Below are 21,745 nucleotides of genomic sequence, written 5' to 3'. Positions count from 1 at the left end.
CTGGCCCGGTGCTGAAGATCGGGCTCACCGGCGGTATCGGATCGGGCAAGAGCGAGGTGTCCAAGCGCCTGGCCGCCAGGGGCGCCGTCGTGATCGACGCGGACAAGATCGCCCGTGAGGTGGTGGAGCCGGGCACCGAGGGCCTGGCCCGCGTCGTGGCCGCCTTCGGCGAGGGCGTGCTGCGCCCCGACGGCACCCTCGACAGGGAGCAGCTCGGCACGATCGTCTTCGGCGACTCGGAACGGCTGGCCGCGCTCAACGCCATCGTCCACCCGCTGGTCGGCGAGCGGGTCGCGGCGCTGCAGAGCCAGGCGCCCGACGAGTCGATCCTCGTCTACGACGTGCCGCTGCTGGCCGAGAACAAGCTCGCCCCCCTGTACGACGTCGTCATCGTGGTCGACGCGGCCGACGAGGTGCGCCTTGCCCGCCTGACCGGCATCCGCGGCATGTCCGAGGCCGACGTCAAGGCCCGCATCGCCGCCCAGGCGAGCCGCGCCGACCGGCTGGCCGTCGCCGACGTCGTCATCGCCAACGAAGGCTCGCTCGAGGAGCTCGACGCCCGCGTCGAGGAGGTCTGGCAGGACCTAGAACAGCGACTCAAGCGGTAGCTGCCGTACGGCGGGCAGGTGCGGGTCCAGCTCGCCGAGCTCGAACCTGGACGTGCCGATCACGTGCCAGAACTGCCCCGCCACCTCCCCCTGGACCTTGTACCGCCCGTCGGGTGACAGCGCCGCCCAGCCCTCGGGCAGGCCGAGCAGCGTGATGTGACGCTCGCCCGCGTGCCACAGGATGACCACGCCGTCGTCGCCGGCGCTGGCTAGCAGGTCACCGGCCGGGCTGAAGGCCACCGACCAGACCCGCCTGGCGTGCCCGTGCAGCGTCTGCAGCAGCGCGCCCGAGCCCGTGTCCCACACGCGGATGGCCAGGTCGTCGCCGCCGGTGGCCAACCGGGCGCCCGACGGGTCGAAGTCGCAGCTCCACAGCCGTCCCGCGTGCCCGGCGAGCGTGTGCAGCGCCGTGCCGCTCGACAGCTCCCAGATCTTGGCCAGCCCGTCGTTGCCGGCGCTTGCCAGGTAGCGGCCGTCGGGGGAGAACACCACCGAGTAGACGCGGTCGGTGTGCCCCTGCAGCGTCATCACCCGGTCGCCGGTCTCGACCTGCCAGACGCGGACGAGCCGGTCGTCGCACCCGGTGGCCACGTAGCGGCCGTCGGGGCTGAACGCGATCGAGCGCACCCGTCCCCGGTGGTCGGCCAGGTTGCTGACCAGGCGGCTGGTCGGCCGGTACCAGACCCGGACGCTGTCGTCGTCGTTGGCCGTGGCCAGCAGGTCGCCGTCAGGGCTGAAGGCCTCGGCCCAGACGTGGTCGGTCTCGGCGTTCAGCTCGCGCTCGTAGTCGCCGGTGGTGGCGTTCCAGAAGTGCACGCCGCCGTCGTTGCTCGAGGTGGCCAGCACCGGCCCTGCGGGGGAGAAGGAGGCCGAGATCAGCCGGTCGGCGCTGCCGGTGAACTCCCGCAGCCGCCGCCCGGTGTTCGGGTCCCAGATGCGCACCACGCCGTCGTTGCCGCTGGTGGCCAGCATCGAACCGTCGGCGCTGAACCTGGCCGAGACGATGCGCCTGCCGTGGCCGCGCAGCACCTTCTGGCACTGCCCGGTGGCGGTGTCCCACAGGCGGACCGTGCCGTCGTTGCTGCTGGTGGCCAGCTGCCTGCCGTCGGGACGGAACGCGAACGGCCACACCGAGCTGCGGTGCCCGGTCAGCTCGACCCGGTGGGCGCCGCCCACCTCCTGCAGCCGGACCATGCCCTTGGCGTCGGCGCTCGCCACGATCCCGCTGTCGGGGCTGAACGCCACCCGGTAGATCGCCCCCGCGTGGGTGGTGTGCACGCCGTGCGACTCGCCCGTCACCGGATTCCACAGCCGTACGACACCGGCCGTGTCGCCGCTGACCAGCAGGGTCGCCGACGGGGCGAAGGCCAGGCTGTAGATGCTGCCGGGATGCCCGGTCAGCGTGTGGCGCAGCGTGCCGGAGGCGGCGTCCCAGACGCGGACCGTGCCCGCCTCGTCGCCGGTGACCAGCATCGAGCCGTCGGCGCTGTGGATGGCCCGGTAGACCGAGCCGCCGTGCCCCTCCAGCGTGCGCACGACCTGCCCCGACTCCAGGTCCCAGACGCGGACCACGCCCGCCGCGTCGCCCGTGACCAGGCCCGCCCGGCCGAAGGTGGCGGTGTAGACGGGCGCCTGGTGACCGGACAGGATCTGCTTCGGCGAGCCGGTGGCGGTCTCCCACACCCGGACCACGCCGTCGGCGCCGCCCGCCGCGACCAGGTCGCCGCGGGGGCTGAGCCGTACCGGCCAGACCCCGTCGGCGTGGCCGGTCAGCTCGCGCAGCAGCGCGCCGGTCAGCGCGTCCCAGAGCAGCACGCGCCCGTCGCTGGCGCCGGTGGCCAGCAGGTCACCGGCGAAGGAGACCGCGTAGACGCGGCCACGGTGGCCCTGCAGCGTGCGCGCGGGCAACCCGTCGACGCACAGCAGGACGCCGCCGTCCTCGTTGCCGATGGCCAGCGTCGCGCCGTCCGGGCTGTAGGCGACGGGCTCGGGCAGCCGGCTGGTCTGCATGTGATAGCCGTACGGCACGCCGATCGCGGCCGGGGCGAGCTGCACGTCGATCGGCTGGCCCGGCACGACCGCCGCGCCGGGCAGGTGGGGGAGCGTGCCGTTGACGTTGATGAGCGCGGCCCGGTGCCAGCGGGCGCCGTCGGCGGCGATGTCGCTCAGGTCGGCCCTGGCCAGGTGGGCGCCTGACAGGTCGGCGCCCGTCAGGTCGGCGCCCATCAGCTTGGCCTCGTCCATGCGGGCGCCGACCAGCCTGGCACCGCGCAGCCTGGCCCGCGACAGGTCCGTGCCGACCAGCGTGGCCTCGCTCAGGTCGGCGCCGGTCAGATCCACCTCCCGCAGGTCCCTGGCCGACAGGTCCTCGCCCCTCAGGTTGGCCCCGCGCAGGTCGGCCCGCGCCGGGGTGCGCAGCCGGGCGGCGAGCTTGACCGCGTTCGCCCTGGCGATGTCGTCGGCGGGAGGGCTGTCCACCCACGCCCGCAGCGCCCGCATGTCGGCCAGGTCGCACAGGAACTCCACGGTCAGCGCCGACAGCGGCCTGCGTGTCAGCGTCACCGGGTCGTCCATGGTGGCCGCGATGTGCCGGGCGATCAACCACTCCATCACCGAGGCGTGGATGAACCCGAACATGCCCTCCTCGGTGCGCACCATCAGGCTGCCCGTGCCCATCGCGTGCGCCGTCTGCGCCCCGGTGAGCTGCCCGTCGGCCAGGTCGGTGAGCGTGGCGGCGATCTCGGTCAGCTCGGCCAGCCCGAGGAACGCCTCGCCCGTCTCCCACAGCCGCAGCGCCAGCGCCGTCACCACCCGCCACAGTTCCCCGACGGTGAGCGTGGCGGGCGAGCCCGGCACCTGGGTGCGCTGCTCCTCGAAGGCCAGCCACGAGCTGAGGATCTCCTCGTACAGCAGCGCGGGGCTGATCGCGTCGCGCGCGCCCGCCACCGTGCGCAGCCGGTCCGCGTCCAGGTCGGCGATGAAGCTGAGCATGCGCGGGTTGCGCGCCAGCGCAAGCAGGTCCTTGATGCCCTCCATCAGCGCCATGCGCGCCGAGGCCTCGTCGTGGTCGTCGAAGCGGTTGTCCAGGTAGGAGCGGATCTGGTCCTGGGTGAAGTTCTCCACCGACAGCACCCGCCGCTGCGGCAGCACGCCCACCATCTCGCCGAGCGAGGTGAGCACCTGCGTGTGCGACTTGAAGTGCTGCGTGCGGCTGGCCACCACGATCTTGGCCTTGTCCTCGGCGGCGGCCAGCAGCGTGGCCAGGTGGTCGGCGGCCCTGTCGTAGGTCAGCCGGGTGACCAGCTCGTCGAACCCGTCGAACAGCAGCACGATCCGCCCCTGCCGCAGCAGGTAGCGGAAGGCCTTCAGGTCGATGAACTCCTCGCCGTGGTTGGCCAGGTGGGCGGCCACCAGCCCGTCCACCGAGTGCGCCTTGTCCAGCGCGCGCAGCTCGATCAGGATCGGCGTCAGATGGGGGAGCTCGAGCGGGATGCGCCTGGCCAGTTCCCGCAGCGCGAACGTCTTGCCGTGGCCGAAGTCGCCGAGCAGCAGCAGGAACCGGCCGTGGTCGGCGGCCAGCAGCCTGAGGAGCTCGTCCGTGAGCCCCTGCTTGACCTGGTGTCCTGGCCGGTCCATGTCCCGGTAGCGCTGCGGCACGTACAGGTCGGTCGGGTAGCGGCGGTCGGCGGTGAGCCTGGTCGTCTGCTCGGCCACGTAACCGGACAGGTCCAGCAGGCCCTGGAACTCGGTGAAGCTGCGCAGCCGCACGCCCCGGCGCATCAGGTCGTCGCGCAGCGCCCGCAGGGGCGGCGGCCCCTGGTAGACCAGTTCGGCGGACAGCTCGGTGGCGTGGGCCTGCCGTACGAAGTCCGCGGAGTTGTCGGCGGTGACCTCGCCCACGTGCGCGCCGATCATCAGCTGGCGCACGAAGCCGTCCTCGGGGTGGGTGACGACCAGATGCGCGGGGAAGCGGCGGATCTTGGCGCGTTCGTGCCTGGCCTCGCACACCTCGGTGATGCGGTCGAGCAGCAGGTCGGTGGGGCCCGGCTCCTGCCTGTCCGGTTCAGGCTCAGGGGCCGGTCTGGCCTCGATCTCGTGGAACGGCGCCCGGGCCGCGCGCCAGGCCGTCGTGGTCCGCTCGGGTTGCGGCGATTCCGGGCGCCAGACGCGCATGCCCCGGGGGCCGATCTCGACCACCTGGTGGTGTCCGGGGCGGGGGGCGGCCACGGCGCCCTGGTTCGGCTCGCCATACCCGTGGAAGAGCAGGTTGAGGCGGTGGGAGACGAGGCGCTCGTAGGTGTGCGTGTCGTGCAGCAGCGCGGGAGGGTGGCCGATGGCTCCCAGGCGCAGCCACTCCGACTCCTCGTACGGGCGCAGCCGCTCGGAGAACCAGGCCGCCTGCGCCTCGCCGAGCAGGGCGTAGGCGTCCTTCTCCAGGTGGCTCATGGCCATGGTGGAGTTCAGTCCGGCCACCACGACCTTCAGGTCGGGCACCTCGAACAGCGACCACGGCTGCCCGGCGTCGAACACCCGGTCGTCCAGGCCCTGGTAGAGCTCGTCGAACAGGCCGGCGAAGTGGCGCCACTTGGGCCAGTACGGCGGCTGCGGGCTGACGTCGTCGGCCTCGCAGGTCAGGAAGTACGCGCTGGCCGCCGCCTTGGTCACGTCGCGCGGGCCCGGCACGACGAGCAGCCGGTGCGGTTCCAGGCCGATCAGGTGCCGCAGGTCGGTCAGGAAGCGGGTGGCCTGGCCGAACTGCCCCAGGCTGCCCGATTCGGTGAGGTCCCCGCTGACCAGCATGAGGTCGGGGCGCGGCATCCCCCTGTCGTACAGGCCTGTCAGGTCCGCCCAGATCCTGGCCTGGATGTCCTCGGGGGTGAACGGCTCGCCGGGATCCGGCAGCGCCCGGCCGAAGCGGGGGCCGCCGATGTGCAGCACGCTCAGCGACTCGCGCTTCTCGTGGGACTTGGCGGTCGCGGGCGGGAACTTCGGCGCCGTCACCGGGGTACGGCGGGCCCTCGACCGCTCCTCGGGAGCCGGCAGGGTGGGAATCGGCGGCGTAGTCGCATTAGTCGGAAATATCGGTGCATGGTCGGGTTTGGCGCGGCCGGCCATGGCCTCCCTGATCCGGCCGAGCAGCAGCGCCCTGGCCTGGCCTGGATCGGTCACGCCCAGCAGGTCCACCCAGGTGATCGTGGACAATAAGCCCTCGACCTGGACGTCCTCCAGCCGGACCGTCACCAGCTTGTTGGAGGGGTTGTCCGGATCCGCGCGCAACGCCGCCTGCCACTCCATGCGGCCGTAGCGGGAGGTCAGGTAGTTGCGCGACAGCACCGCCACGACCAGCGCGGCCTCGCTCACGCCCCGGTCCATGAAGTCGATGAAGTTGGTGCCGGGGACGAAGTCCCACGCCTGGATCATCGTCCTGTAACCCGCCGCCTCCAACTCCCAGGCGATCCAGGTGGCCCAAGCCGTGTCGGCCGGGGAATAGCTGACGAAGATCTCGGTCGGCCTGCCGTCACGCGCCATCTGCCCAGTATCTCCCGGGGAATCGGCGTTTCGCAGCGAGTGTGCGATCATCGTCAGGTGTTGCGGCGTCTTTCCGTGCTCGACTGGATCAGGATCGGTCTGCTGGCACTCGGTCTGATCTTCGTGGCGTCCGGGTTACTGCCGCTGCAGGACGCTCTCGGGAGCCTCGACGACATCGGGCCGCTGCTGGTCTTCCTCGTCGGCATCATCGTGCTGGCCGAGTTGACCAAGGAGGCGCAGGTCTTCGACGCCATCGCGGCCAGGATGGCGGTGTTCGGGCGCGGCAACTACACGGCTTTGTTCTTCCTCAGCACCGCATTCGCCTCCTTTGTCACGATATTTCTCAATCTCGACACGACTGCGGTGTTGCTCACGCCCGTCATGCTCGCGCTGGCGCCAAAGGCCAGGATCGACGCGCTGCCCCTGGCCATGACCACCATCTGGCTGGCCAACACCGCCAGCCTCCTGCTGCCGGTCTCCAACCTCACGAACCTGCTGGCCATGGGCAAGATCGACCTCGACGCCCAGCAGTTCGCCGCCCGCATGTGGGCGCCACAGCTCGTCTCCATCGCGGTGACGATGGCCTTCCTGTGGGTCTACTACTGGCGGCGCGGCAGGCGCAGGGAGGCCCGCTACACCCCGCCCCTGCTCGAGCCCATCGCCGACCCCGTCCTGTTCTGGACGGCCGCCGTCGCCTGCCTGCTGTTCATCGTCGCGCTGCTGCTCAAGATCCAGGTCGGCATCGCCGCCGCGGTGGCGGCGCTGCTGGTGGTCATCGCCTTCTTCGTCCGCGACCGGCGCCGGCTCACACTCGGCCTCATCCCCTGGCAGTTGCTGATCTTCGTCACGGGCCTCTTCCTCGTGGTCCCCACGCTCAGCCGGTACGGCCTGGCCGACCTCATGACGTGGATGCTCGGCACCCACCAGGACCCCTACCGCAACGCCGCCGTCGGAGCCGGCCTGGCCAACACCATCAACAACCTGCCTGCCTACAAGGCCCTCGAACCCGTCGTCGCCACCCGCGACGGCCTTCTCGCGGTCCTCATCGGCACCAACGTCGGCCCCGTCATCACCCCGTGGGCCTCCCTCGCGACCCTCCTCTGGTTCGAATCCTGCCGCCGCCACGACGTCAAGGTCCCGATGCGCCGCTTCCTCGCCACAGGAGCCGGCCTGGCCGTCATAGCCCTCCTCACCACCACCTGGGCCCTCACCGCCACCACCTAGGGGCATGTTCCAGGCTTTTGAGGGCATGGTCCTTGCTTCTGGCAGCGCTATCGCGCCATCAGCTGCGGGCTGTTCTCAGTGGGGGGCCAAGCCCCCCACGACCCCCTGGCAGGGGCGCGCCCCTGCACCCGCGCCGACCTCGCCTCCGGCTCGGGCTGTACTGATTGAGGGTTCCGCGCCTTTGGCGCGCAAAGGCCCTCGCTAACGCGAGGACAGCGCTCATGGCGCCTCCGGCGCGGTCTCCCGCCCGATACCCGCCTGGGTGGGAGAGCACCTGATGCCCACCCCGAGGCGGTCGGCGGGCACGGCCGGGCACCATGGTGGTCCTCGCTTCGCTCGGGCGTTTTCTTGGCGCCTGCGGCGCGGTCTCCCGCCCGATACCCGCCTGGGTGGGAAAGCGCCTGATGCCCACCCCGAGGGTGGACGGCAGGCACGGTTGGAGACCGTGGGGACCCTCGCTTCGCTCAGCCGCTTTGGCGTCTGGGTGCGAGATCTCGCCCGGACCCGGCCAGGTGACTAGTGGCGCCTGCCGAGTGGGACTCCCGCCCGAGACCCTCCGGGCGGGAGATGTCGACGCCAGGGCGTCAGCCGCGCGGTCCCGCGTTGCGCGATCCGCGGCAGGGTGCGGCCTTCGTCATCGCTGATCTCCCGAACCGCCCGCTGAGCTGGGCGCGCTGATCGGGCGGAGAGCCCGATCAGCGCGGACGGCGCGCGGGTGTCAGGTCAGGTGTCGGGTGAAGAAGCGCAGTGAGCTGTCCAGTTCGAACATCGGCACATCCCCGTGCTTGCCGGGGTTGGCGTGCAGTGTCTTCTCCGGTGAGGCGATGACGTCGAACAGGGCCAGGCTCGCCGCCCGCGGCACCATCTCGTCGTCCCACTGCACGAGGAACTCCACAGGGACAGTGATCTGGGCGGCGGCCTCGGCCGAGGTTTCCGCGCCGTTCAGGCCCAGTACCGCCGCGCGGATGCGGGGCTCCGCGGCGATGAACGGAACGCCAAGCCCGCAGCCCATCGACAGTCCCCAGTAGCCGACCGGACCGGGCCCGACGTGGTCGAGTTGCTGGAGGGCGTCAAGGACCGCCCGCCATTCCGGGACGGTCTGGTCGGTGAGGAGTGTGTGGAAGGCGGCGACCAGGGGAGTCACGTCCCCTCCGGACTGCGCGCGGGTGCGCAGTTCGGTGATGATCCGGTTGTGTTCCTCGGTTTTCGTACGGTCGCCGTGGCCAGGAGCGTCGACGGCCGCCACGGCGAAGCCGCACTCGGCCGCGAAGCGGTGGGCGCGTGCCACCATGCCGGGGGCCTGCTTGTGCTGGCCGCCGCCGTGTCCCATCAGGATCAGGGGGCGGGTGCCGGTGGCGGCGTCCGGTGTCCACAGCACGCCGGGGATCTCGCCGAAGGTGGAGGTGAGGGTGAACAGCTGTTCGGTGACGCCGGCGGACGACGTCTGGGAGGTGAAGCGCATGGCGTTTCAAGCCTTTCGGGATGCCTTCTGCGGGCGCTCCCTAGGCCTTGCGATAGAGGGAGCCCCGACCTGTCACAGCGTTGATCGGTCTCACCTCCTCGGGTCGCAGCATGCACACAGCGACGCTGAACATACCACGATCGGCAGTATCCGCTCCTGCCCGGCGAAGATCGTCTGATGCGAGTGCCAGATGGCGGCCATCCCGCGGGTTTCCCACCCGAGAACACCCGAGAACACCCGAGACCATCCCAGATCACCCGAGACCCGGGGGCCGCGTTGGCGGGCCGCCGTCCACCGCGTTGCGGGGGAGACTGCGTCCGGGGTGACCTGGTCGCCGAGCGGCTGGCCGCGCTGCCCGTGGAAGGCGCGCTGCCGGCCGTGTTCGTCCGGTAGGCGACGGCGCGCAAGCCGGCGGAACTGGACGCGGTGTCCACGGACTTCGAGGAGCTCGGCCTGATCCTCTACGCGGCCGAGGCGTCGGCGCAGGCGGCCCGCCTCCACCGGAAGGCGGGGCGGACGCGGGAGGCGCGGGCGGCCGAGACGAGGGCCCTGCGGCTGGCGGGCCGCTGCCAGGGAGCCCGCACACCCGCGCTCGCCGGCCTCGAACCCGTCACGCTCACCCCGCGGCAGCGCGAGATCGCCCTGCTCGCCGTGCAGGGCCTGACCAACAAGGAGATCGCCGAGCGGCTGTTCGTGTCGCGCCGCACGGTCGCGAACACCCTGGTCGCGGTGTACGAGCGGACCGGCGTCAACGACCGCGCCGCGCTCGCCGGGCTGCTCACGCGCGAGGAGCCCCGGCCCGGTGACAGGTAACCGGCTCAGGGGGCGATGCGGTACATGCGTTCCAGCCACGCCCAGTACCGCCAGCCGTACCGGATTCGGTAGTCGTGGTCGCGGTAGCGGCGGAAGACCTCACGTTTGAACTGGCGCATGTGGAAGGCGACGTTCGGCGACCAGCCCGTCATCGGGTAGCCGCGGTAGGCCACGACCGTGACGGGGAGGCCGCCCGCGGCCTCGTTCGCCAGGCGGGCCGAGGCGACGTGGTCCGGGTGGTCGCCGAGGCGGGCGTGCGGCGGGTAAGGGTCGAGGGTCCGCAGGATCGTGCAGTGGAAGCGGCGCAGCAGGGCGCGGAGCATGCTCACCACTTCGGGGCGGTCGGCGCAGGGGGCGGGGGAGGCGAACGGGCGGACGCAGGCGCCGCCCGACCAGATGCGGATCAGCGCGTCGCGGCCGCCGTCGGCGCGCGGGTCGCCGCCGTCGGGAAGGCCGGCGAAGACCAGGCGGATCTCGGGGCGGTCGGCCAGGGAGTCCACCTGGACCCGCATCCGGCCGGCGGTCACCGTGGTGGTGGTCCAGGCGTCGCGCGCGCCGGCCACGTAGGCGTAGGCGGCGTGCAGGCCGTCCACGCGCTCGCGGGCGTACTGGTGCGGGTCGTGGTGGTCGTCCAGGCCCGCCATGCCCTCGCCGGCGGTCAGGTAGACCGTGGCGGTGGGTCCGCCCGCCCGCACGGCGCCGTACAGGTCGGGGCTCATGAACAGCAGGTCGTCGTCCGGATGCGCGACGACCTGAATGAACCGCTCGCCGAGTACCGGCGTGTCGGCCAGCGTGGTCGCCTGTCCCGGAGGCACCGGGCACACCATGAAGACCACGAGCGTCATCGCCAGCGCGACCGCACCAAGGCTCGCTGAAAGCGCACGTATCCCCTTCAACTCCCACCCCCGTGACCTTCAGGGTAAGCGTTGATGAACAGGCCGCCCATTGGTATTTAGGCCGATTCTTAGGTCATACCTAAGGAGGGGGTTTGCCCCTTACCGTCCACTGGCAGTCGCATGACGTGCTCGTTACCATGACGGTGGGGACACAGTGATCGTCGAGATGCGGGGCGAGGCGATGGCACGGCTAGTCACGGCGTTGAAGCGAGTGGCCCCATGGGCGGGGCAGAACGCCGACGGCGCGATCGCCCTGCTGCTCGCCGTCGTGGTCGGCGCGGTGGGCCTGATCCCCAACGTGGACCGCGAGGTGCAGGACCAGCTCGTCAACGCGGGCAGCCTGCTGGTCATGGCGCTGGTGGCCACCGCGCTGCTGCGCGACCGCGCCCGCCAGGCCCCCGTCGAGGAGGCCATCACCTCAGGCGCCCTGTCGCAGCTGCCGGTACGGCTGGCGCGGCTGGAACAGATCGAGACCCTGGTCAGCGGCACCCGCAAGGCCCTGGACTCGCTCCAGCTGGTCCGGGTCCTCGGCAGCGCCCAGGAGATCGCCCAGGCGCACACCGACGCGCGCAAGGACGCCACCCGGTGGAGCTTCAAGGGCGGCACCGGCACCTACCTGCGGGCCGTGACGCTGCCGGAGTGCGTGGCGGCGGCCAAGCGCGACAAACGGCACCTCACGGTCAGGATCGAGATCATCGACCCGTCCAACCGCGAGGTCTGCGAGTCGTACGCCCACTACCGCAGGTCGCTGGCCGACACGCCCGACGGCACCGGCCAGGTGTGGACCACGGACAGGGCCAGGATGGAGTCCTACGCCACCGTGCTGGCCGCCTTCTGGCACCGCCAGCGCTACGGCCTGCTCGACATCGGCGTCGGCCTGTCCAGGACGATGACGACCTTCCGCTGGGACATCTCGAGCACCCGCCTGATCATGACGGTCGAGGACCCCAACCGGGCCATGACGGCGCTGGCCGACACGTTCTACTACGAGAACTGCGACACCGAGCTGCGGCTGAGCCTCGAGCAGGCCCGCCGCGTGCCGCTGGAGAGGTACAAGGAAGTGCCGCTCAGCGACGAGCCCACCGAGGAGGAGGTGCGCGAGCTGTTCGAGCGGATCGAGCTGCCGCTGCCCAAGTCCTACACCTATCCCGATGTCGTCGAGATCACCCGCAAGGCCTTGCGGGCCAAGGATCCGTACGCGCCATGAGCTATCAAGCCGTGCACCGGCAGGTCGTCGCCGGCAGGGGCCGAGACTGGGCGCTGAAGGCGCTGAAAGGCCCCGTCAAGGCCGTGCGCCACCCGCTGGGTTTCGTCTGCCTGCCGCTGGAGCGCAGCGGCGACGAGGGCGTCTGCCTTCACCTGTGGTCGGGCGCGCTCGCGCACGCCGAGGCCACCACGTCGCAGATCCACTGCCACAGCTGGGACCTGGTCAGCCACGTGCTGTACGGGCAGGTGCGCAACGTGCACGCGGTCGTCACCGACGCCGCCGCCGGCGCGACCCACCGGGTGTTCGAGGTGGTCAGCGCCGCCGACGGCGACCGCATCACGCCCACGGGCCGCACCGTCCGGCACGAGACGGGCCTGGTGGAGGTGTTCGGCCCCGGCGACACCTACACGCTGGCCGCCGACCGCTTCCACAGCAGCGTCATCCCCGAGGGCGGGGAGGCCGCCACGATCGCGCTCGGCCGGGGCAGGCCGGGCAGCCGCGACCTGTCGCTCGGCCCGCTGGCCGCCGGCGACCACCACGTGGCCAGGCAGGCGCTCGACCCCGACGAGACCGCGCAAGCCGTACGCCTGATAGCCGCCCACCTGACCTGAGGGGTGCCGATGGACCTGGACCGTGCTCGTGCGGTGGCCGTGGAGGCCGCCGAGGCCGCCGGCGACCTGCTGCTCCAAGGCACCAGGGGCAGGGTGGGAACCAGGCCCAAGGGCCACGCCGGCGACGTGGTCACCGACCTGGACCTGGCCTCGGAGAAGCTCATCGTGGAGCGGATACTGACCGCCTATCCCACGCACGCGGTCGTCGCCGAGGAGTCAGGCCTGCTCGGCGCCTCGGGCGGCCAGTGGACGTGGCTGGTCGACCCGCTCGACGGCACCAACAACGTGGCCATCGGCCTGCCGGCCTACGTGGTGGGACTGGCGCTGTGCCAGGCGGGCCTGCCCGTGCTCGGCGTCGTGCACGACCCGGTCACCGCCCAGACCTGGTCGGCGATCCGCGGCCGCGGCGCCCGCGGCCGCGGAGGGGTGCGGCTGGCGCCGCCCTACCGTGACTCGCGGCACGGGCCGCTGCTGGCCTGGACGCAGGGGTACGGCGTGGCCAGGGACGACGGCGCGGTGCTGGCCCTGAAGTCGGCGCTGGAGCTGGGCGCCCGCAGGGTGCTGCAGCTGTGGGCGCCGCTGCTGTCGTGGGTGATGCTGGCCCGCGGCGACATCGACGCGGTGGTCGGCTACCGGGCCGAGGCGGTCGACCTGCCGGCCGGCGCGCTGATCGCGCAGGAGGCGGGGCTGGAGATCCGCGCGCTGGACGGCGGGCCGTTCGAGGAGCGGATCGACGGCACCCCCGAGGACCGCAGCTTCGTGGCCGCGCACCCGGCCGGGCTGGACGCGGTGCTGCGTCTGGTGCGTTCTTCGGGGATCTGAGTAATTCGACGTGGAAGCGCCGATGAGTTTCCGGTTACGTCGTTGTCTATAAAGGCAGACGGACGGACGAAGGAGCCGGACATGACGTACCAGACGCTGACGACGACCGAACTGGCGCAGGTTCTCTTCACCTCCGCGCTGCAGCCGTCGCAGACCCTGTCGCCGCTGCAGATCCGCTCGGCCATCGAGGCCCGGCTGTGCGCCTGCGGCGACGACCACACCACGTGCGCCGCCTACGTGGCGCAGGAGGCGGGCGACCACCCCGAGTCCTACGCCACCCGGATGCGCTGGGCGCTGGACGCCGTCAGCTCCGCCTACCGGACCTACGCGATGGCCGCGTGATCACGATGCATCCCTGGTTCGCGGAACTGATCGCACCCCTGACCCCCGACGAGGACGAGGACGGGCGGCGCCGCGCGCGCCGCCGCGCCGCCCGTCTGCTGACCATGTCCCGCCGCCCGGCTACAGGCCGGTGACGCTGGGCCTGCCGTTCTCGACGTGGCCCATGAAGCGCCGGTTGAACGCGGGGTCCTGCTCGCAGGAGACCGCCACGTCGTACCAGCCCTGTGATTCCTCCAGGGGGATCACCACCTGCTTGTACTGCCCCGGCGCCAGCGGCACCGCCTGCTCCTTGTCGCCGTAGGCCAGCGACCGCACCCCCAGCTTCACCCGGGTGTCACCCAGATTGGTGATCTCCAGCCGCAGCTTGCGCGGGTCGATGTCGATGCCGGACGAGACCTGCACCCGCGCCGCCGGCCCCGACAGCGTCCCGCCGAACTCGCGGCGGAACCCGTTCGGCCCCACCAGCGCCAGCCGGTAGGCATCGCCGTTGACCTGCACGTTCCGCGTGGTCACGCCCTTGACGTCCAGGTGCAGCGGCAGCTCGAGCTCACCCTCGTAGGGGTACAGCGTCAGGTGCGCGCTGTCGGCGCCGCTGTTGGCCAGCGTCAGCTCCAGCGTGCGGCCGAGCAGCCTCGCCCACGCGTTCGGCTGGTACGGCAGGGCCCGCGCGGGCTTGGTGCCCTCCTCCTGGACCGGCATCTTCTGCTCGGCGGGGGGCGCGGGCCTCCACCGGCCGGTGAAGGGCGGCACGGCGCCCGGCGCGGCGGGGGTGGGCGGCTCCGCCGTACCGGAGAAGTCGAAGGCGGAGGTCAGGTCACCGGAGACCGCGCGGCGCCACGGGGTGATGTCGGGGAACGTCACCCCGAGCCACGTCTCCAGGAAGCGGACCGTGGAGGTGTGGTCGAAGACCTGCGAGCAGGTGTAGCCGCCCCTGGTCCAGGGGGAGACGACCGTCATCGGCACGCGCATGCCCAGCCCGATGGGCTTGCCGTCGTACCAGTCGTCGCGCTGCTCGGCGGGCGGCAGCGGCGGCGGCACATGGTCGAAGAAGCCGTCGTTCTCGTCGTAGGTGATGAACAGGACGGTCGACTGCCAGGTCTCCGGATGCGAGGCGATCGCGTCGAGCAGGTCGTAGGTGATGCGGGCGCTCTGGATGGGGGAGGAGTCGGCGGGGTGCTCGGAGTCGACAGACGACGGGACGATGTAGCTGACCTGGGGGAGCGTGCCGGCCTCGATGTCGGCGCGGAAGCGCTTGACCAGCTCGCCGCTGGGCACGCGGCGCAGCGCCCGGTCGTACAGCGACCGCTCCTCGCTGGTCAGCTTGGCCACGCCCTCCTCCAGCCGCTGCAGCATCCGCTGGGGGTCGGGAGCCTGCGACAGGGCGTAGTAGAAGGAGTCCAGGCTCTTGTAGTCGCCCTGGAGGGCCTTGCGGGCGATCTGGCGGAAGCGGGCGAAGAACTCGATGTTGTTGTCCTCGAAGTTGTCCCACTCCTGGTAGACCTGCCAGGAGTGGCCCGCGGACTCCAGGATCTCGCCGGCGTTGGCCCAGGTGTAGCCCTGGTGGGTGTCCTCGGCGTAGGCGGCGTTGTCGATCGCCCGCTTGGTGGTGCCGGGCTCGTAGCCGGTGTGGCCGGAGACGTGGTAGTTGCGGTTCGGGCTGGTGGAGGACAGCACCGAGCAGTGGTAGTGGTCGCAGACGGTGAAGGTGTCGGCCAGCTCGTACTGCAGGGGGATGTCGGGCCGCGTGTAGTACGTCATGGTCGCCGGGCTCTTGGCCTTGATCCAGCCGTCGTGCCAGCCCTTGGCCGCCGCCTGCTGGCCGTCGTTCCAGCCGTGCGCCAGCGCCGAGATCCACTGCAGGTCCTTGCCCACGTGGCCGGCCGCCTCGCGGACCGGGAAGGGCAGCACGCCGCTCTGCTCGAAGACCGGCTTGCCGTTGCGCTGGGTGATCGCGTTGCGGTCGCCGAAGCCGCGCACGCCGCGCATGGTGCCGAAGTAGTGGTCGAAGGAGCGGTTCTCCTGCATGAGGAAGACCACGTGCTTGACCGCCGACAGGCCTCCTTGCGGGACCGGCAACGCCATCGCTCGGTGCACGGAGGGCGGCAGCAGGGACCCTGCCGCTACCCCCGCCCCCAGAGCTAGAAACTGACGACGGGAGGGTCCTTGCGACATGGTGCACCTTTTTTCCGAGAAGTTGAACGCGTTCGAGCGCGGCACAGCGTCTCAGTGAGAGGTGAACCGGGGGTTTCCTGTATCCGCCGCGTCAGCGACCGGCGTGGGACTACTGATCGCTGTGCTTGCCGTTGGAGTTCGACAGCCGGGGCAGCAACTGGGCGACCAGCAGCGTGGACAGCGCCGAGTCCTGCCCGCCCTCCGGCGTGCGGACCACCAGCGGCTGCGGCGCGCTCTCGGCCAGCTTGGCGCCGACGTCCAGGCGGCGGCGCGCCAGCTCGTACTGCAGCACCGCGCGGTTGTCGCGGTAGGAGTCGGCCAGCCTGCGCAGCGCCTTGGCCTCGTTCTCGGCCGCCGTCAGCTCGGCGCGGCCACGCGCCTCGATCTCCCAGGTGACGCGCTGAGCCTCGGTCTCCTGCTCCTCCAGCATCCTGGCCACGTCCTTGCGCGCCGTGTTGTGCGCGGCCTTGACCTCGACCACCCGGGCGTCGCGGGTCTTCTTGGCCCGCTCGATCTCCATCATCAGCGTGTCGATGCGGCGCTTGCGGGTCAGCTCCCACTCGCGCTCGTAGGCCGACAGCTCCTTGGCCACCTTCTCCCTGGTCGCCAGGTGCTGCTGGTACTGGTCGGGCAGCTGCACATCGGGGATGTTCGCGCCGGTGACGCGCACGCCGTAGCGGCCGAGCTGCCGGTTGAGCGCCTCCTGCATGTCGCCCACGTCGGAGCCGCGCAGGTCGTAGGCCCGCTCGGTGTTGACGCGGCGGCTGCGCTGCCTGATCGCGTCCTGCACGGCCGAGGCGAGCACGAGGTCGAAGTTGCCCGCGCCGATCGTCCTGACGAAGGCCACCGGGTCGACGATGCGGAACTTCAGGAAGAACTCGATCGACTTCAGCGGCACGTTCTCGGCCGTCGGGCAGGCCACGATGGGCGCCGAGTACGGGATCTCGGTGGAGGTGTCGACGACCGCGTCCACCCGGTCCCACGGCAGCCACAGGTAGTGGCGGCCTGGGTCCAGCGTCCCGGTGATCGCGCCCCAGCGGCTGCGCACCCCCTTGGTGCCCTCCTCGATCTCGATGATGGCCTTGCGCCACATCCAGACCAGGCCGAGCATCAGGCAGGCGGCGGCCGCGGCGAACGCCAGCGGGAACCTGACGCCCATCCCGGCGAAGTAGAGCGCCAGGAAGATCAGCGTCATCCAGGCGAAGCCGCGCTTGTCCTTGGGGATCACCACGGGCACCAGCTGGCCCTGCTCGCCGCCGCGCAGCAGCTGGCGGATGTCGGACCAGGAGGCAAGCGACTCCTTGATCTTGGAGAACTCGCGGCTCATCAGACCTCACCCTCCGTCGTGGCGGCCGCCAGCTCCTGCGGCTCGGTGACCTCGCGCGTCGCCTTCCGCAGCAGCGCGGCGATCTCGTCCTGGCGTGCGTCCACGCGTTCGGCGATCTCCGCCAGTCGTCCCCGGATGGCGGCCATGTCGTCGGGCGAGAACAGCGCCGCGCCCTTCCCGCCGACCAGCTGCTGGGCCAGCGCCAGGTAGTCGATGTCGGTATGGTCGCCGACCTGCACCACCTGGGGCAGCCGCGACGACACCGACTCGAGCTTGTCGAGCAGGTCCTGCTGGAAGCGGTATTCGAGGATCTCCGGCGCCTCGGCCGCGCTGAGCGCCCTGATGTCCAGCGCCTGGGCCTCGAGCAGCGCGGCGTTGGCGTTGGCGGTGGACTCCGCCTCGACCAGGCGCTGCCTGGCCTGCGCCTTGGCCTGGTGTTCCGCGCGCTCCAGCGCGGTGTCCATGCGCGCCTGGTAGGAGGCGATCTCCGCCTGGATGGCGCTCAGCGTCTCCTGCAGGCCCGCCAGCTCCTTGACCAGGTCGCCCTCGTTCTGCTCCTTGCGCAGCTGCAGCTCGTACTCGTAGGTGTAGGCCTCCTTGGCCACCCGCACCATCTCCGGCGCCGCCAGGTCCATCCGGTACTCCTGGCTGGAGGGCTCGGCGTGGGTGATGTTGACGTCGGTGAGGCGCACGGCCGGCAGGAACTGCTCGTTCAGGCTCTCCAGGATGCCCTGCGTGCTCTCGCCCACCAGGTCGTAGATGTCCTCGGCGCGCTGGCCGTAGATGAGCGAGCGGGTGACCTCGCTGACGGAGTTCTGCAGCTTGGACTGGAAGCCGCTGACCGAGCCGAGCACGAAGATGAACTCGGCCGGGTTCTCGATCCTGAACTGCAGGAACAGGTCGACGCTCGCCTTGACGCCCTGCTGGGTCGGCGCCTCGCGGATCGGCGCGTTGAACGGGTACTCCCGCGTGGTGTTGACGATGTAGCTGACCCGCTTCCACGGGTTGAACAGCGTCACCCGGCCGGGCTCGGCGATCTGCACCAGCTTGCCGAACTTGGTGATCAGCGCCTTGCACCCCTCGGGCACCATCACCACGCTGCGCCGCCACCACAGGAAGCCCGCCGCCAGCACCAGCACCACCCAGTAGTGCGGGCCGAAGACCAGGCCCGTGTCCGGGATGACGTTGCCCAGCGCGCCGATCAGGCCGAGCACCACCAGGATGCCGAGCGGGACCACGACCTTGGCCGTGCCGCTCTTCGGGATCACCACCGGCGAGATGACGTGCATGCCGTTCTCGGAGAAGCTGCGGTTGACGATCTCGCCCGCCTCGCCGAGCGAGACCGACCTGGCCTCGATCTGCGTGCCCACGGAGGCGCCGTCGCGGGCCGCGGCGAAGTCGTGCGGGTTCAGCGCGAAGCTCGGCGCCTGCTGGGCCACCTGGCCGACCGCGTCTCCCACCGCCTGCCTGAGGTCACCGCCCTGGGCCACCGCCTGCGCTATCCCCTGTCCCGCCTGGATGAGCGCGTCTCTCGGTCGCGACATCGCACCTCTCTCACCGAATACCGAAGATTTCCGAAGGTTTCCGAAGTTATCGGCTGCGCCTTACTGATCGCTTACAAACCGATGTCGGAACGGCAGGCTCCGCGTACGCGGAGAACTGTCGGTGGGAGCACCTACAGTTGGACACGTGAGGCCGGTTACTGATTTGCAGCGCAGGGTGGCGCCCTTCGAGGTCGTCACCGAGATGACTCCCTCCGGCGACCAGCCGACGGCGATCGCGGAGCTGGAGCGCCGGGTCAAGGCGGGCGCGAAGGACAACGTCCTGCTGGGTGCGACCGGCACGGGCAAGACCGCCACGATCGCCTGGCTGGTCGAGCGGCTGCAGCGCCCCGCGCTTGTCATGCAGCCCAACAAGACGCTGGCCGCGCAGTTCGCCAACGAACTGCGCGAGATGCTGCCCAACAACGCGGTCGAGTATTTCGTCTCGTACTACGACTACTACCAGCCCGAGGCGTACGTCCCGCAGAGCGACACCTACATCGAGAAGGACTCCTCGATCAACGACGAGGTCGAGCGGCTCCGCCACTCGGCCACCAACTCGCTGCTGACCAGGCGTGACACGATCGTGGTCGCGTCCGTGTCGTGCATCTACGGCCTGGGCACCCCGCAGGAGTACGTCGACCGGATGGCGCGCCTGCGCGTCGGCATGGAGGTCGAGCGCGACCAGCTGCTGCGCCGCCTGGTCGACATGCAGTACACGCGCAACGACCTGTCCTTCACCCGCGGCACGTTCCGGGTGCGGGGCGACACGATCGAGATCATCCCGAAGTACGAGGAGCTCGCCGTACGGATCGAGATGTTCGGCGACGAGATCGAGAAGTTGTCGACGATGCACCCGCTGACCGGCGAGGTGCTGACCGACGACGAGGAGCTCTACATCTTCCCCGCCTCCCACTACATCGCCGGTGAGGAGCGGATGGCCGTCGCCGTGCGCGGCATCGAGGAGGAGCTGTCGGCCCGGCTGGCCGAGCTGGAGCAGCAGGGCAAGCTGCTCGAGGCGCAGCGGCTGCGCATGCGCACCACCTACGACCTGGAGATGATGCGGCAGATCGGCACCTGCTCCGGCATCGAGAACTACTCGCGCCACATGGACGGCCGAGCCGCGGGCAGCGCCCCCAACACGCTGCTCGACTACTTCCCCGAAGACTTCCTGCTGGTGCTCGACGAGTCGCACCAGACGGTGCCGCAGATCGGCGCCATGTACGAGGGCGACGCCTCCCGCAAGCGCACGCTGGTCGACCACGGGTTCCGCCTGCCGTCGGCGCTGGACAACCGGCCGCTGAAGTGGGAGGAGTTCCTGGACCGGATCGGCCAGACGGTCTACCTGTCGGCCACGCCCGGCGCCTACGAGCTGGGCCGGGTCAAGGGCGACGTGGTCGAGCAGGTCATCCGCCCGACCGGCCTGGTCGACCCCGAGGTCGTCATCAAGCCCACCAAGGGCCAGATCGACGACCTGGTGCACGAGATCCGCGAGCGCGCCGACCGCGACGAGCGGGTCCTGGTCACCACGCTGACCAAGAAGATGTCGGAAGACCTCACCGACTACCTGCTCGAGCTCGGCATCCGGGTGCGCTACCTGCACTCCGAGGTCGACACGCTGCGCCGCATCGAGCTGCTGCGCGAGCTGCGCACCGGCGAGTTCGACGTGCTGGTCGGCATCAACCTGCTGCGTGAGGGTCTCGACCTGCCCGAGGTGTCGCTGGTGGCGATCCTCGACGCCGACAAGGAGGGCTTCCTCCGCTCGGAGACCTCGCTGATCCAGACGATCGGCCGCGCCGCGCGTAACGTGTCCGGCCAGGTGCACATGTACGCCGACAAGGTGACCCCGTCGATGGAGCGGGCCATCGACGAGACCAACCGCCGCCGCGCCAAGCAGATCGCCTACAACCAGGCCAACGGCATCGACCCGCAGCCGCTGCGCAAGAAGATCGCCGACATCCTCGACTCGCTGAACCGTGAGGACGCCGACACCGACAAGCTCCTGGGCGGCGGCCGCTCCCAGTCGCGCGGCAAGGCCCCGGTGCCCGGCTTCGCGGCCAAGCAGGCGGGCCAGCACGCCAAGGCGATCGCGGGGGAGATGCCGCGGGCGCAGATGGAGTCCCTCATCGAGTCGCTGACCGAGCAGATGCACCAGTCAGCGGCCGACCTGCAGTTCGAGGTGGCCGCCCGGCTGCGCGACGAGATCAAGGAGCTCAAGCGGGAGCTGCGCGACATGAAGGAGGCGGGCGTCTCCTAGCCGAACGCCTCCCGCAGGACCAGGTCGGAGACCTCGTCCGGGTCCACCGGCACGCCCTTCTTGGCGAACCAGGTGGCCACGTTGCGGGCGTCGCGGTCGAGGAACCCGGCGCCCGCCGGATGCGCGATCACGTCCACGATCTGCGGCAGGTCGATGACGACCAGCCGCCCGTCGTGGACGAGCAGGTTGTACGGCGACAGGTCGCCGTGCGCCAGCCCCGACCTGGCCAGCGTGAGCATCGCCTCGAGCAGCTGCTCCCACAGCGCGGGCAGGCCGTCGGCGACGGCGGCCAGGCGGGGCGCGGCCTGTCCGTCGGGCGTGCCGACGAACTCCTGCAGGACCTCGGTGCCCACGATCTGCACCGGGTACGGCACAGGCAGCCCCAGCTCCCACAGCCGGCACAGCGCCACGAACTCGGCGTTGGCCCACTGCGCGGCGATGACCTGCTTGCCGAAGGCGGTCCTGCCGGCCATGGCGCGTGACATGCGCGAGTCGCGCATGCGGCGCCCTTCCAGGTAGCCGGCGTCGCGGTGGAAGAGCCGGTTCTCGGCCGAGCGGTAGCGCTTGGCGGCCAGCAGGCAGACCCGGTCGGTGCCGGGCATGCCCCGCGAGATCAGGTGGACGTCGGCTTCCTTGCCGGTCTTGAGGATGCCGAATTCGGTGTCGACCGCGGCCAGTTCGGTGACCAGCCAGGACGGGTGCGGGCTTGGGCCGCGCTCGGTCGGGGTGCTCTGGTCCCAGGTGGACCAGCGGTCGCCCGCGGGCGGGCCGTCGTCGAGGGCGGTGTCGAGGGCGTCGTCCGGGACGTGCGACTCCCACTCCAGGTCGTCGGCGTCGAGGGCGTTCCTGCCGCGGCGGCGGCCGTTGTGCTTGGGCACGGTGGGATTTCTCCAGGTCGGAAGGGCCCACCGGCCGCCATGATCAGGCCGTTGCG

General features: G+C 70.9%; 17 protein-coding genes. 10 read left to right on the top strand and 7 right to left on the bottom strand.

Annotated elements, in window-relative coordinates:
• Positions 1–8: 8 nt before the first annotated feature.
• Positions 9–608: a dephospho-CoA kinase gene (coaE, locus tag KIK09_RS05470; protein ID WP_214317499.1), complete on the top strand. Its 600-nt coding sequence runs from the start codon at positions 9–11 to the stop codon at positions 606–608.
• Here coaE and KIK09_RS05465 read toward each other — a convergent pair.
• On the bottom strand, positions 585–6,137 hold the full coding sequence (locus KIK09_RS05465; RefSeq protein WP_214317498.1) for a WD40 domain-containing protein: 5,553 nt from the start codon (positions 6,135–6,137) through the stop codon (positions 585–587). The two genes, coaE and KIK09_RS05465, sit on opposite strands and share 24 nt — an antisense overlap.
• A gap of 57 nt (positions 6,138–6,194) precedes the next feature.
• On the opposite strand from KIK09_RS05465, the gene KIK09_RS05460 reads away from it, so the two are divergent.
• Entirely contained in the window at positions 6,195–7,361 is a 1,167-nt protein-coding gene (locus tag KIK09_RS05460; RefSeq protein ID WP_308163937.1) for an ArsB/NhaD family transporter, read from the top strand.
• Positions 7,362–8,079: 718 nt separating this feature from the next.
• On the opposite strand, the gene KIK09_RS05455 is transcribed toward KIK09_RS05460, so the two are convergent.
• A complete protein-coding gene (locus tag KIK09_RS05455; protein ID WP_214317496.1) occupies positions 8,080–8,823 on the bottom strand; it encodes a dienelactone hydrolase family protein in 744 nt (247 codons plus the stop codon).
• A gap of 177 nt (positions 8,824–9,000) precedes the next feature.
• Here KIK09_RS05455 and KIK09_RS05450 point away from each other — a divergent pair, with 177 nt between their 5' ends.
• On the top strand, positions 9,001–9,216 hold the full coding sequence (locus tag KIK09_RS05450) for a hypothetical protein (RefSeq protein ID WP_214317495.1): 216 nt from the start codon (positions 9,001–9,003) through the stop codon (positions 9,214–9,216).
• Between the two features lie 33 nt (positions 9,217–9,249).
• Positions 9,250–9,636, top strand: coding sequence for a LuxR C-terminal-related transcriptional regulator (locus KIK09_RS58965; RefSeq protein ID WP_308163936.1), 387 nt, complete (start codon positions 9,250–9,252; stop codon positions 9,634–9,636).
• Between the two features lie 5 nt (positions 9,637–9,641).
• Here KIK09_RS58965 and KIK09_RS05440 read toward each other — a convergent pair whose 3' ends face one another.
• Positions 9,642–10,481, bottom strand: a complete 840-nt coding sequence (locus tag KIK09_RS05440) for a PIG-L family deacetylase (RefSeq protein ID WP_214317494.1) — start codon at positions 10,479–10,481, stop codon at positions 9,642–9,644.
• 205 nt (positions 10,482–10,686) lie between these two features.
• On the opposite strand from KIK09_RS05440, the gene KIK09_RS05435 reads away from it, so the two are divergent.
• The 5 genes from KIK09_RS05435 (at position 10,687) to KIK09_RS05415 (ending at position 13,648) form a co-directional block, all read left to right on the top strand.
• Positions 10,687–11,739: a hypothetical protein gene (locus KIK09_RS05435; RefSeq protein ID WP_308163935.1), complete on the top strand. Its 1,053-nt coding sequence runs from the start codon at positions 10,687–10,689 to the stop codon at positions 11,737–11,739.
• Positions 11,736–12,350, top strand: a complete 615-nt coding sequence (locus tag KIK09_RS05430) for a hypothetical protein (protein ID WP_214317493.1) — start codon at positions 11,736–11,738, stop codon at positions 12,348–12,350. Before KIK09_RS05435 ends, KIK09_RS05430 begins: the two co-directional genes overlap by 4 nt.
• Positions 12,351–12,359: 9 nt before the next feature.
• A complete protein-coding gene (locus KIK09_RS05425; protein WP_214317492.1) occupies positions 12,360–13,172 on the top strand; it encodes an inositol monophosphatase family protein in 813 nt (270 codons plus the stop codon).
• An 81-nt stretch (positions 13,173–13,253) separates the two neighbouring features.
• Positions 13,254–13,514: a hypothetical protein gene (locus tag KIK09_RS05420; RefSeq protein WP_214317491.1), complete on the top strand. Its 261-nt coding sequence runs from the start codon at positions 13,254–13,256 to the stop codon at positions 13,512–13,514.
• On the top strand, positions 13,511–13,648 hold the full coding sequence (locus KIK09_RS05415) for a hypothetical protein (protein WP_214317490.1): 138 nt from the start codon (positions 13,511–13,513) through the stop codon (positions 13,646–13,648). The genes KIK09_RS05420 and KIK09_RS05415 overlap by 4 nt, the downstream gene beginning before the upstream one ends.
• Here KIK09_RS05415 and KIK09_RS05410 read toward each other — a convergent pair.
• The 3 genes from KIK09_RS05410 to KIK09_RS05400 form a co-directional block, all read right to left on the bottom strand.
• The gene (locus tag KIK09_RS05410) at positions 13,635–15,686 is read right to left on the bottom strand and encodes a phosphocholine-specific phospholipase C (RefSeq protein ID WP_214317489.1); all 2,052 of its coding nucleotides are present in this window, start codon (positions 15,684–15,686) and stop codon (positions 13,635–13,637) included. The genes KIK09_RS05415 and KIK09_RS05410 overlap by 14 nt on opposite strands.
• Positions 15,687–15,795: 109 nt before the next feature.
• Positions 15,796–17,013 carry an SPFH domain-containing protein gene (locus tag KIK09_RS05405; protein ID WP_214317488.1) on the bottom strand — a complete coding sequence of 406 codons (1,218 nt, stop codon included), beginning with the start codon at positions 17,011–17,013 and terminating at the stop codon, positions 15,796–15,798.
• Positions 17,013–18,557: an SPFH domain-containing protein gene (locus tag KIK09_RS05400; protein WP_214317487.1), complete on the bottom strand. Its 1,545-nt coding sequence runs from the start codon at positions 18,555–18,557 to the stop codon at positions 17,013–17,015. Before KIK09_RS05400 ends, KIK09_RS05405 begins: the two co-directional genes overlap by 1 nt.
• Positions 18,558–18,702: 145 nt before the next feature.
• On the opposite strand from KIK09_RS05400, the gene uvrB reads away from it, so the two are divergent.
• Positions 18,703–20,811 carry an excinuclease ABC subunit UvrB gene (gene uvrB / locus KIK09_RS05395; protein WP_308163934.1) on the top strand — a complete coding sequence of 703 codons (2,109 nt, stop codon included), beginning with the start codon at positions 18,703–18,705 and terminating at the stop codon, positions 20,809–20,811.
• Here the strand turns inward: uvrB and KIK09_RS05390 are convergent.
• Complete coding sequence (locus KIK09_RS05390) at positions 20,808–21,689, bottom strand: serine protein kinase RIO (protein ID WP_214317486.1); 882 nt, start codon at positions 21,687–21,689, stop codon at positions 20,808–20,810. The two genes, uvrB and KIK09_RS05390, sit on opposite strands and share 4 nt — an antisense overlap.
• Positions 21,690–21,745 lie beyond the last annotated feature (56 nt).

Origin of the sequence: Nonomuraea sediminis, assembly GCF_018531495.1 — a bacterium.
GTDB classification, from domain to species: domain Bacteria; phylum Actinomycetota; class Actinomycetes; order Streptosporangiales; family Streptosporangiaceae; genus Nonomuraea; species Nonomuraea sediminis.
This window is presented reverse-complemented; position numbering and strand designations above follow the sequence as displayed.